The 13,868-nt window shown below is 71.7% G+C and carries 15 protein-coding genes; 6 read left to right on the top strand and 9 right to left on the bottom strand.

The features are described 5' to 3' along the window. Window positions 1–20: 20 nt before the first annotated feature. The 3 genes from OHQ87_RS08235 to OHQ87_RS08225 all read left to right on the top strand — a co-directional run bounded on the left by OHQ87_RS08235 (window position 21) and on the right by OHQ87_RS08225 (window position 4,430). Window positions 21–755, top strand: coding sequence for a response regulator (locus OHQ87_RS08235; RefSeq protein ID WP_442930807.1), 735 nt, complete (start codon window positions 21–23; stop codon window positions 753–755). Between the two features lie 355 nt (window positions 756–1,110). Next, entirely contained in the window at window positions 1,111–1,878 is a 768-nt protein-coding gene (locus OHQ87_RS08230; protein ID WP_328346523.1) for an ABC transporter ATP-binding protein, read from the top strand. Continuing rightward, the gene (locus OHQ87_RS08225) at window positions 1,878–4,430 is read left to right on the top strand and encodes an ABC transporter permease (RefSeq protein WP_328346521.1); all 2,553 of its coding nucleotides are present in this window, start codon (window positions 1,878–1,880) and stop codon (window positions 4,428–4,430) included. Before OHQ87_RS08230 ends, OHQ87_RS08225 begins: the two co-directional genes overlap by 1 nt. 90 nt (window positions 4,431–4,520) lie before the next feature. Here OHQ87_RS08225 and OHQ87_RS08220 read toward each other — a convergent pair whose 3' ends face one another. The 3 genes from OHQ87_RS08220 to OHQ87_RS08210 all read right to left on the bottom strand — a co-directional run bounded on the left by OHQ87_RS08220 (window position 4,521) and on the right by OHQ87_RS08210 (window position 6,373). Beyond that, window positions 4,521–5,168 (bottom strand): HAD family hydrolase, encoded by a 648-nt coding sequence (locus OHQ87_RS08220; RefSeq protein WP_328346519.1) that lies wholly within the window; start codon window positions 5,166–5,168, stop codon window positions 4,521–4,523. Window positions 5,169–5,288: 120 nt separating this feature from the next. Continuing rightward, entirely contained in the window at window positions 5,289–6,050 is a 762-nt protein-coding gene (locus OHQ87_RS08215; RefSeq protein WP_328346517.1) for a neutral zinc metallopeptidase, read from the bottom strand. Window positions 6,051–6,166: 116 nt separating this feature from the next. Then, a complete protein-coding gene (locus tag OHQ87_RS08210) occupies window positions 6,167–6,373 on the bottom strand; it encodes a hypothetical protein (protein WP_328346515.1) in 207 nt (68 codons plus the stop codon). A gap of 142 nt (window positions 6,374–6,515) precedes the next feature. Between OHQ87_RS08210 and OHQ87_RS08205 the strand changes: the two genes are divergently transcribed. From OHQ87_RS08205 to OHQ87_RS08195, 3 genes are all read left to right on the top strand, one after another. Continuing rightward, window positions 6,516–6,917, top strand: a complete 402-nt coding sequence (locus OHQ87_RS08205; protein WP_328346513.1) for a YciI family protein — start codon at window positions 6,516–6,518, stop codon at window positions 6,915–6,917. Window positions 6,918–6,926: 9 nt separating this feature from the next. Next, complete coding sequence (locus tag OHQ87_RS08200; RefSeq protein WP_328346511.1) at window positions 6,927–8,168, top strand: RNA polymerase sigma factor; 1,242 nt, start codon at window positions 6,927–6,929, stop codon at window positions 8,166–8,168. A gap of 136 nt (window positions 8,169–8,304) precedes the next feature. Next, on the top strand, window positions 8,305–9,513 hold the full coding sequence (locus OHQ87_RS08195) for a serine hydrolase domain-containing protein (RefSeq protein ID WP_328346510.1): 1,209 nt from the start codon (window positions 8,305–8,307) through the stop codon (window positions 9,511–9,513). Window positions 9,514–9,627: 114 nt separating this feature from the next. Here the strand turns inward: OHQ87_RS08195 and OHQ87_RS08190 are convergent, their stop codons facing one another. The 6 genes from OHQ87_RS08190 to OHQ87_RS08165 all read right to left on the bottom strand — a co-directional run bounded on the left by OHQ87_RS08190 (window position 9,628) and on the right by OHQ87_RS08165 (window position 13,809). Further along, window positions 9,628–11,136: an NAD(P)-binding domain-containing protein gene (locus tag OHQ87_RS08190; RefSeq protein ID WP_328346509.1), complete on the bottom strand. Its 1,509-nt coding sequence runs from the start codon at window positions 11,134–11,136 to the stop codon at window positions 9,628–9,630. An 88-nt stretch (window positions 11,137–11,224) separates the two neighbouring features. Continuing rightward, window positions 11,225–11,359: a hypothetical protein gene (locus OHQ87_RS08185; protein ID WP_328346507.1), complete on the bottom strand. Its 135-nt coding sequence runs from the start codon at window positions 11,357–11,359 to the stop codon at window positions 11,225–11,227. A gap of 156 nt (window positions 11,360–11,515) precedes the next feature. Next, a complete protein-coding gene (locus tag OHQ87_RS08180; protein ID WP_328346505.1) occupies window positions 11,516–11,917 on the bottom strand; it encodes a nuclear transport factor 2 family protein in 402 nt (133 codons plus the stop codon). A 4-nt stretch (window positions 11,918–11,921) separates the two neighbouring features. After that, window positions 11,922–12,602 carry a hypothetical protein gene (locus tag OHQ87_RS08175; RefSeq protein ID WP_328346503.1) on the bottom strand — a complete coding sequence of 227 codons (681 nt, stop codon included), beginning with the start codon at window positions 12,600–12,602 and terminating at the stop codon, window positions 11,922–11,924. 104 nt (window positions 12,603–12,706) lie between these two features. Next, the gene (locus OHQ87_RS08170; RefSeq protein WP_328346501.1) at window positions 12,707–12,904 is read right to left on the bottom strand and encodes a DUF397 domain-containing protein; all 198 of its coding nucleotides are present in this window, start codon (window positions 12,902–12,904) and stop codon (window positions 12,707–12,709) included. Continuing rightward, window positions 12,901–13,809 (bottom strand): DUF5753 domain-containing protein, encoded by a 909-nt coding sequence (locus OHQ87_RS08165; RefSeq protein WP_328346499.1) that lies wholly within the window; start codon window positions 13,807–13,809, stop codon window positions 12,901–12,903. The genes OHQ87_RS08170 and OHQ87_RS08165 overlap by 4 nt, the downstream gene beginning before the upstream one ends. Window positions 13,810–13,868 lie beyond the last annotated feature (59 nt).

Here is a 13,868-nt window from a genome sequence, read left to right as displayed (position 1 = left end):
CTGTGGAACGGGGACGGCAGATGGGCGAGACGCACGGCGGCGCCCCTTCCTTGGCGCAGGACGAGGGGCGGGCCTCCCCGCGCACATCGGGGCGGCCGGTGCGGATCCTGCTCGCCGACGACCAGCCGTTGCTGCGTACCGGGTTCCGGATGGTGCTGGGCACCGAGGACGACCTGGACATCGTGGCCGAGGCCGGGGACGGTCAGGAGGCGGTGGAGCTGTCCCGTCGGCTGCTGCCCGACGTGGTGCTGATGGACATCCGGATGCCCCGGATGGACGGGGTGGCCGCGACCCGGGCGATCGTCGACGCCCGGCTGCCGGTGCGGGTGCTCATCCTCACCACCTTCGACCTCGACGAGTACGTGGTGGGGGCGCTGCGGGCCGGGGCGAGCGGCTTCCTGGCCAAGGACGTGCCGGCCGAGGACCTGGTCACCGCCATCCGCACGGTGGCCGCCGGGGAGGCGGTGGTGGCGCCACGCATCCTGCGGCGGCTGCTGGACCGGTTCGCCACCGTGCTGCCGGACCCGACGGCGAGCCCGCCGAAGGCGCTGGGCACGTTGACCGAACGGGAGCGCGAGGTGCTCGTCCAGGTGGCGCGGGGGTTGTCCAACGCGGAGATCGCCGCCGCGCTGTCGGTAAGCGAGACGACCATCAAAACCCACGTCGGGCACGTGCTGACCAAGCTGCGGCTGCGCGACCGGGTGCAGGCGGTGGTGCTGGCGTACGAGTCGGGGTTGGTCCGCCCCAAGGCGTAGCCGACCGGTGGCGGGTCCGCCCCGGGGTGTACCCACAGTGAGGCCGGTGGGCCGATGGCAGCGTTGTCGTGCTCACCTACCGTGACGGAGGACGGCGCGGCGCGGTTGACCGTGACGTGACGTCAGGCTCTAGCGTCGACGCCGACACCCCAGCGCACTGCGGGGTGTGGCGCGATCGGCGGACGGCTCGGGGAGAACCCTGAGACGATCTCCGGGCCCACCCGCAGCGGGAAATCCGCGCCGGGTCAACCCACGGTCGGACGGATCCGCGCCGGACGGCACCGAGGATGGGAGCTACCCCACCGACCAGCGGGGGCGGTGGGGCATACACAGCCAGACGGAAGAGGTAGATGACGTGACCGTGACGGTAGGCCGGCAATCACCGGCCGCGGCCCGGGCGAACGACGTGTGGAAGGTGTACGGCACCGGCGAGGCGCAGGTCGCCGCGTTACGCGGGGTCAGCGCCGAGTTCGAGCGGGGCAGATTCACCGCGATCATGGGCCCGTCGGGCTCGGGCAAGTCGACGTTGATGCACTGTCTGGCCGGGTTGGACTCGGTGAGCAGGGGCACCGTGCAGATCGGCGAGACCACCGTGACCGGGCTGGGTGACTCGGGTCTGACGAAGCTGCGCCGCGACAAGGTGGGCTTCATCTTCCAGCAGTTCAACCTGCTGCCCACGCTCACCGCCCAGGAGAACATCCTGCTGCCGATGTCGATCGCCGGTCGCAAACCCGACCCGGCCTGGTACGACACGGTGATCGACACGGTGGGTCTGCGGGACCGGCTGGGGCACCGGCCGTCGCAGCTCTCCGGTGGTCAGCAGCAGCGGGTCGCCTGCGCGCGGGCGCTTGTCGCCCGCCCCGAGGTGATCTTCGCCGACGAGCCGACCGGTAACCTGGACTCCCGCTCCGGCGCGGAGGTGCTCAACTTCCTGCGCAACTCGGTACGCGAGCACGGGCAGACGATCGTGATGGTCACCCACGACCCGACCGCCGCCGCGTACGCCGACCGGGTGGTCTTCCTCGCCGACGGGCAGATCGTCTCGGAGCTGATCGAGCCGACCGCCGACACGGTGCTGGACACCATGAAGAAGCTGGACACCCCGGTCGAGGTGGCCGGCTGATGTTGCGGGCCACCCTCAAGAGTCTGCTGGCGCGCAAGGTGCGCCTGCTGTTGTCCGGCCTGGCCGTGGTGCTGGGCGTCATGTTCGTCTCGGGGGCGTTCGTGCTCACCGACACCCTGGGCCGCTCGTTCGACGCGGTCTTCGCCGACGCGTACGAGGGCATCGACGTCAACGTCGCCGGCAAGCCCAAGGTGGCGCTCGGCGAGATGCAGGGTGAGCAGGTGCCGGCGACGGTGCCGGCGGCCACTGTGCAACGGGTCCGCGAGGTCGCCGGGGTGGCCGAGGCCACCGGGGTGGTCACCACCGACGGGGCCCAGCTGATCGGCAGCAACGGCAAGGTGGTCACCTCGTTCGGGCCGCCGCAGCTCGGGGCGAACTGGCGGGGCGAGAGCGACCTGGTGAAGCTGCGGGAGGGGCGGGAGCCCCGGGCGGACGACGAGATCGTCGTGAACGCGGCGCTGGCGCAGGCGGGCAAGGTGAAGGTGGGCGACCGGGTCGGGGTGCTGACCCCGCTGTCGCCGAAGGAGACCTTCACCCTGGTCGGGGTCTTCGGTTACAGCGGTGACCGGGACTCGATCGGCGGGGTCAACGAGGTCGCCTTCACCACGCCGGTGGCCCAGCGGTTGCTGCTCGGCGCGCGGGACGTCTTCACCAACGTCACGGTCCGGGCCGCCGACGGGGTCGACGACACCGCGTTGCGCGACGACCTGGCCCGGACGCTGGGCGGCGACGTCGAGGTCAAGACCGGCGCACAGCTGTCGGCGGACGCCTCGGCGAGCCTGAAGGAGGGCCTGTCCTTCTTCAACAAGATCCTGCTCGGGTTCGCCGCCGTCGCGCTGCTGGTGGGCACCTTCCTCATCCTCAACACCTTCTCGATCATCGTGGCCCAGCGGACCCGGGAACTGGCCCTGATGCGGGCGATCGGGGCCAGCGGTAGGCAGATCATCGGCTCGGTGGTGCTGGAGGCGGTGGCGATCGGCCTGATCGCCTCGGTGCTGGGGCTGGGCGCCGGCATCGGCATCGGCGCGCTGCTGGCGTACGTCTTCGGCAACCTGGCGGGTGGGCTGACGCTGGCCGGGATCGGGGTGCCGTCCTCGGCGGTGATCGGCTCGTTCGCGGTCGGTCTGGTGATCACGGTGGTGGCGGCGCTGCTGCCGGCGCTGCGGGCGTCGCGCATCCCGCCGATCGCGGCGATGCAGGACGTCGCCAACCCGGACCGGCCCTTGACCAGGGTGACCGTGACCGGCGGCGTGATCACCGGGATCGGTGCGGTGCTGTTGTTCCTCGGGCTCAGCGGCACCGCCGACGACAACACGCTGGCCGTCATCCTGGGTGGGGTGCTGTTCGCCTTCATCGGGGTGGCGTTGCTGACCCCGCTGATCAGCCGACCGGTGGTCTCCCTGCTGGGGGCGGTCTTCGCCTGGTCGGTGCCGGGCAAGCTGGGTCGGCTCAACTCCGGTCGCAACCCGCGCCGCACGGCGATCACCGCCGCGGCGTTGATGGTCGGCATCGCCCTGGTGACCGGGGTGACGGTGATCCTGGACTCGGCGAAGGGCAGCATCGGCGCTCTGGCCCGGGACACCATCAAGGCCGAGCTGGTGATCTCCGGGGCGTCGGGTGGTTCCCGCCCGGCCAGCTTCGACCCGGCGGTGTTGGCGAAGGCGGCGGCGCTGCCCGGTGTCCAGCTCGCCGACGGCGAGTACGGCGACATGGGAATGGTCGACGGGAAGGTCACCTGGCTGGCCGCGTCCAGCGACGTGAGCGCGTTGCAGCGGATCTTCGGGGCGAAGGCCACCGCCGGTGACATCAGCCGGCTCGGCCCGGACCAGATGCTGTTCAGCTCGGACACCGCCGAGTCCCGCAACATCTCGGTCGGGTCGAAGGTGACCGTGCAGGCCTCCCGGGGCGAGCCACGCACCTACACGGTCAGCGGCATCTACCAGAGTTCCGAGCTGACCAGCCCGGTGCAGTTGCCGCCGCAGGCGGTGCAGGACTTCGCCATCCCGAAGCCCAACCAGGGGTTCGTCCAACTGGCACCCGGAACGCCGGTGGCGGGCGTACAGGCGCAGCTGGAGGCCCTGCTCGCCGACAGCCCGGAGGTGTCGGTGGCCGACCGGGAAGCGTTCATCGCGCAGCAGACCGGCCAGTTGGACAGCCTGCTCACGATGATCCAGATCCTGCTGGCGCTGGCCATCGTGATCGCGGTGCTCGGCATCGTCAACACGCTGGCCCTGTCGGTGCTGGAGCGGACCCGCGAGCTGGGCCTGCTGCGGGCGATCGGGCTGCGCCGGGCCCAGACCATGCGGATGATCACCGTGGAGGCGGTGGTGATCTCCGTCTTCGGGGCGCTGCTCGGGATCGTGGTCGGCGTCGGCCTCGGCGCGGCGGTGGTCCGGGCGCTCAAGGACGACGGCATCACCGACCTGATCCTGCCCTGGGGTCAGATGGGGCTGTTCCTGTTGCTGGCGGCCGTCATCGGCGTGGTGGCGGCGGTGCTCCCGGCGATCCGGGCGGCCCGGATCAACGTGCTGGGCGCGATCGCGCACGACTGATCCCACTCACCGCGAAGGGGGTTCCGCCGGTCGGCGGAACCCCCTTCGTCATAGCCGCGCATGCCGGCCGACACCGCAGGTGGGGCCAGCTCAGGCCGGTGGCTCGCCGAGCAGCGCCGCCAGCAGCTCCAGGTCCGCCGCGGTCAGGCTCTCCAACTGGTGTACGCCGTCGGTCGGCGGCACCGGCACCTCCGCCGGTACGGCAAGCACCGCCGCACCGGCGGCGAGCGCGCTGGCCACCCCGGTCGGCGAGTCCTCGATCGCCACGCACCGACCGATCGGGACACCCAACAACCGGGCGGCCGTCAGGTACGGCTCCGGGTGCGGCTTGGCCGAGTCCACCTCGTCGCCGCAGACCACCGCGTCGAAGCTGTCCCGCCCGAGGGTGTCCAGGGCCACCTCGACCAGCGACCGGCCGCTGGAGGTGACGAGCGCGGTGGGGATGCCGGCCGCGCGGACCGCCCGCAGCAGGGCCAGCGCGCCCGGCCGCCAGCGCAGCCCGGTGCGGAACAGCTCCAGGATCCGCGCCTGGATCCACTCGGCGCTGGCCTGCGGATCCCGCTCGGGTTGACCGAGGTCGTCGTGGAGGATGCGCATCGACGCGGCCATCGCGGTGCCGATCATCGCGCGCCGCGCCGGGCCGGTCAGGGTGCCGCCGTACTCGGCGGCCAACTCGTACAGGGCGATGTCCCAGAGCTTCTCGCTGTCGACCAGGGTGCCGTCCATGTCGAAGAGCACGGCGGCGGGGTGTGGGCTGCTCAGCGGATCCTCCTGGCGGTCGGGTGGTGGTCTCCCGGGCGATCCTGCCAGCCCGGCCGGGACCGCCCGCCGCCACGCCGCCCGGACGTGACCTGCTCCTCAGCCGAGGTTGCAGGCGTCCAGGGACTTCTCGTAGCCGCGGAAGAACCAGTCGGTGCGCTGCTCGGCGGTGCCGTGCGACCCCTCGGCGAACCACGGCTGGTCGGGGTCGTCGCCGACGGCGAGCAGCCCTTCGCGGAACTCGTCCAGGTCACCGGCGTCGAGTTTCAGGGTGCCGTCGCGGACCGAGTCACCGAGGTACGCCCCGGCCATGCAGTCGGCCTGCAACTCCTGCTGGATGGTGAAGTCGGCGCGGATGCCGAGCCGGACCTGGATGCCGTGGGCGTACTCGTGACCCAGCAGGTAGAACACGAACGCGTCACCGACCTGCCGGAACGCCGCCACCGACCAGTTGACGTCGTAGGCGATGAAGTCGCCCTGGGAGCAGTAGACCGCGTTGTTGCGGGGAAGCGCCTGCCCGGCGCAGGAGACCTCGCCCTCCCGCTGGTAGGGAACGATCCGCCGGATCGGCCGGAACTGCTGACCGGTGGCCCGGAACTGGGCGGTCCAGTACCGCTCGGCGATGGTGACGGCGTCGTCGATGTCGCTCTTGAACTCGGCCACGCTCGTGGTGCCGTCGGCGCGGGTGGTCTGCGCCTCGGGCGAGGCCGCCGGGCGGGACGACCGCTGCGGGGCCGGTTCCCGGGGCTGCTGCGGGCTACTCTCCCCCACCCCGCCGGCGGCGCAGCCGACCGCCACCACAAGCGCCGTCAGCGCGGCGACGAGTGGTCCGTGCGAGCGGCGTCGCGAGCCTGCCGTCACCGTGTGCCTCCCAGGCGTCCCGGTCCTGTGGTCGGTGCTACCCCGACCGTGGAACGATCATGCCCGGCCGGCGTCCCGTTGACCATGGGCGACCCGGATCGACCCGGCCCGACCGGTCAGGAATGCCGCTGGTTCCGGTGGACCGTCTCGCTCTGGGCGTGGTGCCGCTCCATCTCGTACCGGTGCTTTCTGGCCTGGGCGTCCTGCCCGGCCGCCCGGTCCTCGGCCCCGGCGGCGCGGGCCCGGTCGCGCCAGGCCACCCAACCGACGGTGCCCACCGTCGCCAGTGCCGCCACCCCGAGCACCACCCACATCGTCGTCATGGGACCACGATAGGTAATCGCCGCCAACCACGGCGTCCCCCGCATCGTCGGCGGTTAGCCTCGGGTCCGGTGTCCGGGTCGGCCCGGCGGCTCCGACGTCTCGGATGTCCGGCCGCGCGGCGGCCGGCCGAGAGGAGAACCCATGAAATACATGATCATGTTGTACGGCACGCAGCGCTTCTACGACGCGATGGCCGGTCGCCCCGGTGCCCAGCCGCCGATGTCGCCGGAGCAGGTCGCCGCGATGCACGCCCACATGGCGGCGGTGCACGAGGAGCTGGCCGAGTCCGGCGAGCTGGTCGACGGGCAGGGGTTGACCGCCCCGGTGCACGCCCGGCGGGTGCGGCTGCGGCAGGGCACGCCGGTGGTCACCGACGGCCCCTACCCGGAGACGCAGGAGGTGCTTGCGGGTTTCACCGTCGTCGACTGCGCCAGCTTCGACCGGGCGACCGAGATCGCCGCCCGCTTCGTCGACCCGGACGCCGAGGGCGGATACGTGGACGTGCGGCCGGTCGCCGACGGCATCGACGACCTGGACGGCTGACCGGTCATCATGGGCCCACCCGCCGTCGAGGACCTGCTGCGCGTGCTCGCGCCGCAGGTCCTCGGCGCGCTCGTCCGCCGGTACGGTCACTTCGACACCGCAGAGGACGCCGTCCAGGAGGCGCTGCTGGCCGCCGCGACGCGCTGGCCGGTCGACGGCCTGCCCGACAACCCCCGGGGCTGGTTGATCACCGTGGCCGCCCGCCGGCTGACCGACCTGCTCCGCAGCGAGCAGGCCCGCCGCCGACGGGAGGACGACGCTGGCCGGGCGGTGCCGGCCGGGCGGTGGCTCGTCCCGGCGGCCGACCATCGGGATCCGGGCGACGACAGTCTGGTGCTGCTGTTCCTGTGCTGTCATCCGGCGCTGCCGCCGGCCGCCCAGATCGCGTTGACCCTGCGAGCCGTCGGCGGGCTGAGCACCGGCGAGGTGGCACGGGCGTTCCTGCTGCCCGAGGGCACCATGGCCCGGCGGATCACCCGCGCCAAACAGCGCATCCGGGACAGCGGGCTGCCGTTCGCCCTACCCGACGCCGCCGCGCGTCAGGCCCGGCTCGACGCGGTCCGGCAGGTGCTCTACCTGATCTTCAACGAGGGGTACGCCAGCACCGCCGGCCCGCGCCTGCGCCGGGTGGAGCTGTCCACCGAGGCGATCCGGCTGACCCGGATGCTGCACCGGCTGCTCCCGGACGACCCCGAGGTGACCGGGCTGCTGGCGTTGATGCTGCTCACCGACGCCCGGGGCCCGGCCCGGGTCGGCCCGGGCGGCGAACTGGTGCCGATGGCCGAGCAGGACCGCGGTCGGTGGCGGGCCGACCAGATCGCCGAGGGGGTGGCCCTGATCAGCACGGTGCTGCCGCGCGGGGACGTCGGGCCGTACCAGCTCCAGGCGGCGATCGCGGCGGTGCACGACGAGGCGGCGAGCACCGAGGAGACCGACTGGGCGCAGATCGAGGCCCTGTACGCGGTGCTGATGCGGATCTCAGCCAGCCCGGTGGTGGCCCTCAACCACGCGGTGGCGGTGGCGATGGCCCGGGGCCCCGCCGCCGGGCTGCACCTGCTCGACGCGCTGGCCGCCGATGCCCGGATCGGCGACGACCCGAGGTGGTACGCCGCCCGCGCACACCTGTTGGAACGCTCCGGCGAACTCACCGAGGCCCGGGAGGCGTACGCCCACGCGGCCCGACTGTCGACGAACCTCCCCCGCCAGCGTTACCTGTACGGCCGGGCGGCCCGGTTGTCCGACGCCGGCTGACCGCGCGACGGCGGGGCAGCGGCCCCTGCGGTACGACAGCGGTTCCACAGTCGAGCGCGCCCCTGAGACGAACCGGTGGACGAGGTCGGGGACTCACCTGATGCCCGCGAACCGGCCCCGTCCATAGTCTTCGCCGGTGCGATCCCTCATTCGAGACAGAGTCCTCCTTGGCGCGATCAGCGGTGTGCTGCTGCTGGTGCTGCCGACCGCGCCGCCGGCCGCCGCCGCGCCCGGCACCACCCGCCCCGACACCGGTGGCGTCCTGCAACAGCTCCTCGACGCCGAGCGGGCCGCCGGTATGCCGGGGGTCTTTGCCGAGGTACGCACCGGCCGGCGGACCTGGCAGGGCGCCGCCGGGGTGGCGGACGTCGACACCGGCCGCCCGGTCCGGCCCGGGTTCCAGCACCGGGTCGGCAGCCTCACCAAGACCTTCGTCGCCACCGCGCTGCTGCAACTGGAGGCGGAACACCGGGTACGGCTCGACGCGCCGATCGCCGGTTATCTGCCGGACCTGATCCCCGGCGAGACCGGCCGGCAGATCACGGTCCGGATGCTGCTCAACCACACCAGCGGCCTCGGTGACTACCCGGAGGCCATCCTGCGGACCGTGGACGACTTCGAGGCGCTGCGGCACCGCACGTTCACCCCGCCGGAGTTGGTGAGGATCGGGCTGTCCCTGCCGGCGACCCACGCACCGGGGGCGGCGTACTCCTACTCCAACACCAACTACATCGTCCTGGGCATGCTGCTGGAACAGCTCACCGGTGAAACGGTCGCGGCCGAGGTGGGCCGGCGCATCCTGCGTCCCCTCGGGTTGCGCGACACCTACTTCCCCGGCCTCCGGACCCACATCCGTGGCCCGCACTCCCTGGCGTACGTGCCGCTGACGGACGGGACGCTCGGCGACTTCAGCGTCTACAACATGTCCTGGGGCTGGGCGGCCGGGGAGATCGTGTCGACTCCGCACGACGTCAACCGGTTCTACCGGGCCCTCCTGGCGGGTCGGCTGCTGCCACCGGCGCAGCTCGCCGCGATGCAGACGGTGGTGGCCAACCCGGCGGACCCGAGCGCCGGTTACGGGCTGGGGCTGTCCTGGGCGCAGCTGCCCTGCGGGCCGGTCTGGGGGCACACCGGCGGCGTGATCGGGCACAGCACGTACACGTTCCACCGCGCCGACGGCAGCCGCCAGGTCACCCTCGCCGAGAACCTGATCCGGTACGCCGCACCGGGTCAGGCCAGCCCGATCAACCGGGCCCGGTCGCAGTTCCTGGTCGCCGCGTTGTGCGGTACGCAGGGGGCCGTGTCGCGTCAGGCCGTCGACGCCTTCGCCGGACCGATCGGCTGAGCACGGATCCGGACGACCGCCGTCGGGCGGTGCCGGCGGGTGGGTTGTCGGACCGGCCCGCAGGCGTTCGCCGATCGGCTGGCCTGCCGCCGTTCGTGGCGGACGCACCCGCCGTCATCCGCCGTTGAGGTCCCCGATCAGGAACTCCACGAGCGGCTGGACGTGGCGGTCCGGCCGCCGCCACTCGGCCAGCAGATCCTCCCGCAGGTGCTGCTCGGCGAGCAGTTCCCCGTGCCGGTACCGCCGGATGACCGGGTGGAGCAGGGCGCTCTCTCCCGTCGGGGGCCGGTCGACGGCGGAGCTCTCATCGTGGCGGCCCCGACGCAGGGCGAGGGTGTAGCAGTGGGCGGCGTCGGCGAACCGCTCGACGGCGTAGTCCTCCGGCAGGTCCTCGTGGTGCCGGAAGTCCCCGGTGGCGTCGTCGCGGACGAAGACGTCACAGAGGTACCCAGCCTGGTTCCACAGCGCCGAACTCCAGTTGACCCGGTCGAGCATCACCTTCGCCAGCGCCGCCGGCTCACCCGGGGTCGTCGTGCCGGGCATCGGCACGTCGTCGTAGCGTTCCCGCACCATCCGGGTGAAGGTCCGCAGGTTGTACCGGAAGCCCGCGATGAAGGACGACGAGGCGTGCCGCACGTCCCGCGCCTGCGCGACGGTGCCGGCGAAGTAGAGGTCGTCGACGTTGCGCGACTGCCAGTCGGGGCGCAGTGCGGGCAGCCGGCCGTCGCGCACCAGTTCCGGAGTACAGGAGGCGTCGAACAGGGCGGTGTCCATCCTGAACCCGGTGCACCGCAGCACCTCGTGGTAGTCCAGTTCGGCGGTCCCGCCGTGGGGATGGGTGACGGAGACCCGCAATCCCCCGTCGACCGGCCGGATCGCGTCGATGGTGCAGTCGAGCACCGCGCTGGACGGGTAGCCGTCTGCGATCGCGCCGTACTGGCCCCGGACGTCGCCGGGGTGACCGGTGTCCCGGACCCACCGCACCGGCTGCCGGCTGGCCAGGTGCACCAGCGACGCCTTGCCGAGCAGGGCCGAGGCGGTCTCGAAGGCCGAGTTGCCCTTACCGATGATCAGGACCCGCCGGCCGGCGTACCGATCGGGATCGAGGTCCATCTCCTCGTACCCGGTGGCGTGCTCGATGCCCGTGATCTCCGGCACGAACGGCCTGCCCCAGCCGGTGGCCACGACGAGGCAGCGCGCCCGTACGCCACCCCGGTCGGTGCGGACGCGGAACCCGTCGTCCTCGCGGCTGATCTGCTCGACTGTGGTGCCGTAGCGGACCCGGAGCTGGTGGACCCGTTGGAACTCGGCGAGGTAGCGCACCAGGTCGTCGGCGGACGGCAGGTACTCCTCGCTGAAGTTCGCAAACAGCAGCTCCGCCGAGTCGTTGAGCAACGAGTTCCCGTCCCCCCGCAGCCGGATCTCCGGGTCGGTGCTGTCGGTGTGCACCGTGTTGGGCGAGATCAGCCGACGGTGGCGGGGGAACCGCCGGAAGAACCCGCCCGGCTCGGCACTGCGTTCGAGCGTCAGGTAGTCGGCGCCCTGCTGCTGGAGGTGGTAACTCAGCTGCAGGCCGGCGGGGCCGGCTCCGACGATGACGTACGTGTGCGCGGTGTCGACCATCGGGGAGCCCTTCGACGCGAGAGACGGTTCCCCAGACGATGGTTCGGACCATGAGACGTGTCAATGGCCGGACACGCCCGGTCACTGGTCATTCGTCACGCTGTCGGCGCGACCGGCCGGCACGGGCGACCACGACGGCGGTGGCGAGACCGAGCGCCGCCGCGCCGAGTTGCAGCAGGCCGTCGAGCAGGTCGACGAGATCGGCGAGAGGGATGGTGTCCACGGTGGCCTCCGGGGGAGTCTGTCCCCGCCGTCCGCGCGGTGCGGAGGCGCCCCCCGGAGCCGGCGGCGACAGCCACGGGCACCGTCACGATTATGGCACCGCGCGCCGAACTCCGGCACCCCTGTACCGACAGGCATCGCCGGCCCACTGCGGCGATCAGCGCGTCAGGGGGATCCGCCGGGGGCGCACCGTGCGGTGGCTGATGCGCCACCCGTCGTCGCCGCGTACGACGGTGTCCTCGTAGGTCACGCTGCCGACGGTGCCGTCCACGGTGATGCCGATGCCCTTCGACAGCGCGTGCACCCGGTCCTCGGCCACCGCGGTGAGCACGATGTTGGTGACGTGGTGGGCGACGGGGTTGCCCGCACCCAGGGCGAGCGCGGCGTCCCGCAGCATGGCGAGCCCGACGAGCACGCCCCCGCCGAGGGCCGTGACGTCATAGACCACATCCGCCGTGAACAGCTCCGGCATCCGGTCGAACTCGCCGCTGTCGGTGAGGTGGCCGTGCCGGTTGATCAGATCCGTGATGGCCGTACGGTCCTCCGCGGTCAATGTCATCGCATCAACCGACGATCTGCGCCAGCGTGGATTTCGGTCGCTGCCCGCATTCGTAGTCCGCGTTCTGCAGGATGAACGCGTCACCCGCCCGGTCCGCCTTTCCCGCCTCCAGGTAGAGCCTGCGCATGGTCTCCTTGCGGGTGGCATCGTCCTTGGACAGGTATTCGGTGCAGGTGCTGCTCTCGCTCAGGCCCGTACCGCCCGAGGAGTCGCCACCGACGCTGACGTAGATCGCCCGACCGGCGAAGAACAGCGCGACGACCGCCACCACGGCGATCAGGATGCCACCGAAATTGATCTTGTTGCCCTGGTGGCCGTAGTTGTACCTGTCCCCCTGCTGGGCCTCGCCGGAGAGGATGTTGGTGGGCGAATTCACGGTGTTTCCGAATGACACCGATGCATTCCCGTCGACGGCCTTCTCGGCAATGCGGGAGACGGTGGCCCGGAACTGCGGGTCGGCCGCCAACTCGTGCGCGAGTGCGGCCCGGAACCGCCGCTGGATCGCGGTGTTGGTGGGATCCTCCTCGAACGCTTCGAGCGCCGGGCGCTCACCGGCCGTGCGCATCTGAGCGGCCACCAGGTCGTACAGTTCCTCGCCGGCCTGCGCTCCCACCCCTTGAAGCGTTCCCTGCGCGAGTGCGGCCAGCAGGCCGATTGCATCGGATGCGAGCGAACCCGGTTCCACGTGTTGTCCTTTGGCGAGAGTGACGGACCGCCAAGGTAGCCGATCAGGTGCCGGGCGCTCACTATCCGAAACCTGACATCGGCTCCAGGAAGGACGACCACCGATCAGGAAGGCGGGACCGCACGTCGCTTGAGCGCGGAAGTGAAGCTGACCCAGGAAGCACCGGCGAAGGCGAGGGTGGGACCGTGGCGATCCTTGGAATCGCGGACGCCCACCCCGCTCTCGCCGAACCGCACCTCGATACAGTTGGCGTTGCTGGAGCTGCGGGACGACTTGAACCAGTCACGACGAGAGGTGGTCACATCATCTCCTTGGCGATCCGGCGGATCAGGTCGACCGAGTCGTCCGAGCCTAACGCCAACTCGCGGGTCTCGGCGAAGGTGACCACGTAGTCGGTCACCCGGATCGACTGGTCGATGATGTCGATGGAGGTCAGGTTCTCCTGCCAGACCAGGTCCGGCAGCCGGGGCGACGGGAACGACAGCACCTCGAACGGGCCACCGAATGCCGGGTGGGCCCCGACGGTGAACGGGAGCACCCGGATCTCGATCTGCCCGGGTCGCTCGGTGGCCAGCCGGACGAGATGGTCGAGCTGGGCACGCATCACCTCCGGGCCGCCGACCTGCTGGCGCAGCGCGCCCTCGCTGAGCACCGCGCTGATCCGCAGCGGGTGCGCGCCGTCGAGCCGGGCCTGCCGGGCCATCCGGACGGCGACCCGCCGGTCCACCTCGGTCAGTCGGATCGTGGTGGTGCCGCCCCGGATCACCGCGCGGGCGTACTCCTCGGTCTGCAACAGGCCGTGTATCGCCTCCGGGTGGAAGCTGCGGATGTGGTCGGCGCCGGCCTCGTAGCCGAGGAAACGCAGGAACTCCGCCGGAAAGAGCTGCGAGTACTCGTGCCACCAGCCACGCCGGGCCGCCCCGGCCCGCAACTGCTCCAACTCGGCGGCCTCCTCCGGCTCCAGCTCGTACGCCTCGACGATCTGGGCCAGCCGTCGGGCCGGCAGCTTGACCCGCCCGGCCTCCACACCGGAGACGTACGCCTGGATGATGCCGATCGCGCGACCGGCCGCCGCGGCGGTGAAGCCGACCTCCTCGCGGCGCTGGCGCAGGCGCATGCCCAACTCCCATGCCTGCACCACCGGTGAGGACGCCAACTGCGCCAACCCTTCTCGACCGTCGAACGATGCCGAGGACCCTGCGGACATGACCACTCCTCCCGCCACCAACATTGACGATGAGTATTCAGGCCGACACACTTGATATC

Origin of the sequence: Micromonospora sp. NBC_00421 (assembly GCF_036017915.1) — a bacterium.
Lineage (GTDB): Bacteria > Actinomycetota > Actinomycetes > Mycobacteriales > Micromonosporaceae > Micromonospora.
Note: the sequence above shows the minus strand (reverse complement) of the source record. Positions and strands in the feature narration are given on the sequence as shown.

Coding starts and splice junctions, on each gene's coding strand:
- OHQ87_RS08235 (WP_442930807.1), top strand. CDS start 21: ATGGGCGAGACGCACGGCGGCGCCCCTTCCTTGGCGCAGGACGAGGGG.
- OHQ87_RS08225 (WP_328346521.1), top strand. CDS start 1,878: ATGTTGCGGGCCACCCTCAAGAGTCTGCTGGCGCGCAAGGTGCGCCTG.
- OHQ87_RS08210 (WP_328346515.1), bottom strand. CDS start 6,373: ATGACGACGATGTGGGTGGTGCTCGGGGTGGCGGCACTGGCGACGGTG.
- OHQ87_RS08205 (WP_328346513.1), top strand. CDS start 6,516: ATGAAATACATGATCATGTTGTACGGCACGCAGCGCTTCTACGACGCG.
- OHQ87_RS08200 (WP_328346511.1), top strand. CDS start 6,927: ATGGGCCCACCCGCCGTCGAGGACCTGCTGCGCGTGCTCGCGCCGCAG.
- OHQ87_RS08190 (WP_328346509.1), bottom strand. CDS start 11,136: ATGGTCGACACCGCGCACACGTACGTCATCGTCGGAGCCGGCCCCGCC.
- OHQ87_RS08180 (WP_328346505.1), bottom strand. CDS start 11,917: ATGACATTGACCGCGGAGGACCGTACGGCCATCACGGATCTGATCAAC.
- OHQ87_RS08165 (WP_328346499.1), bottom strand. CDS start 13,809: ATGTCCGCAGGGTCCTCGGCATCGTTCGACGGTCGAGAAGGGTTGGCG.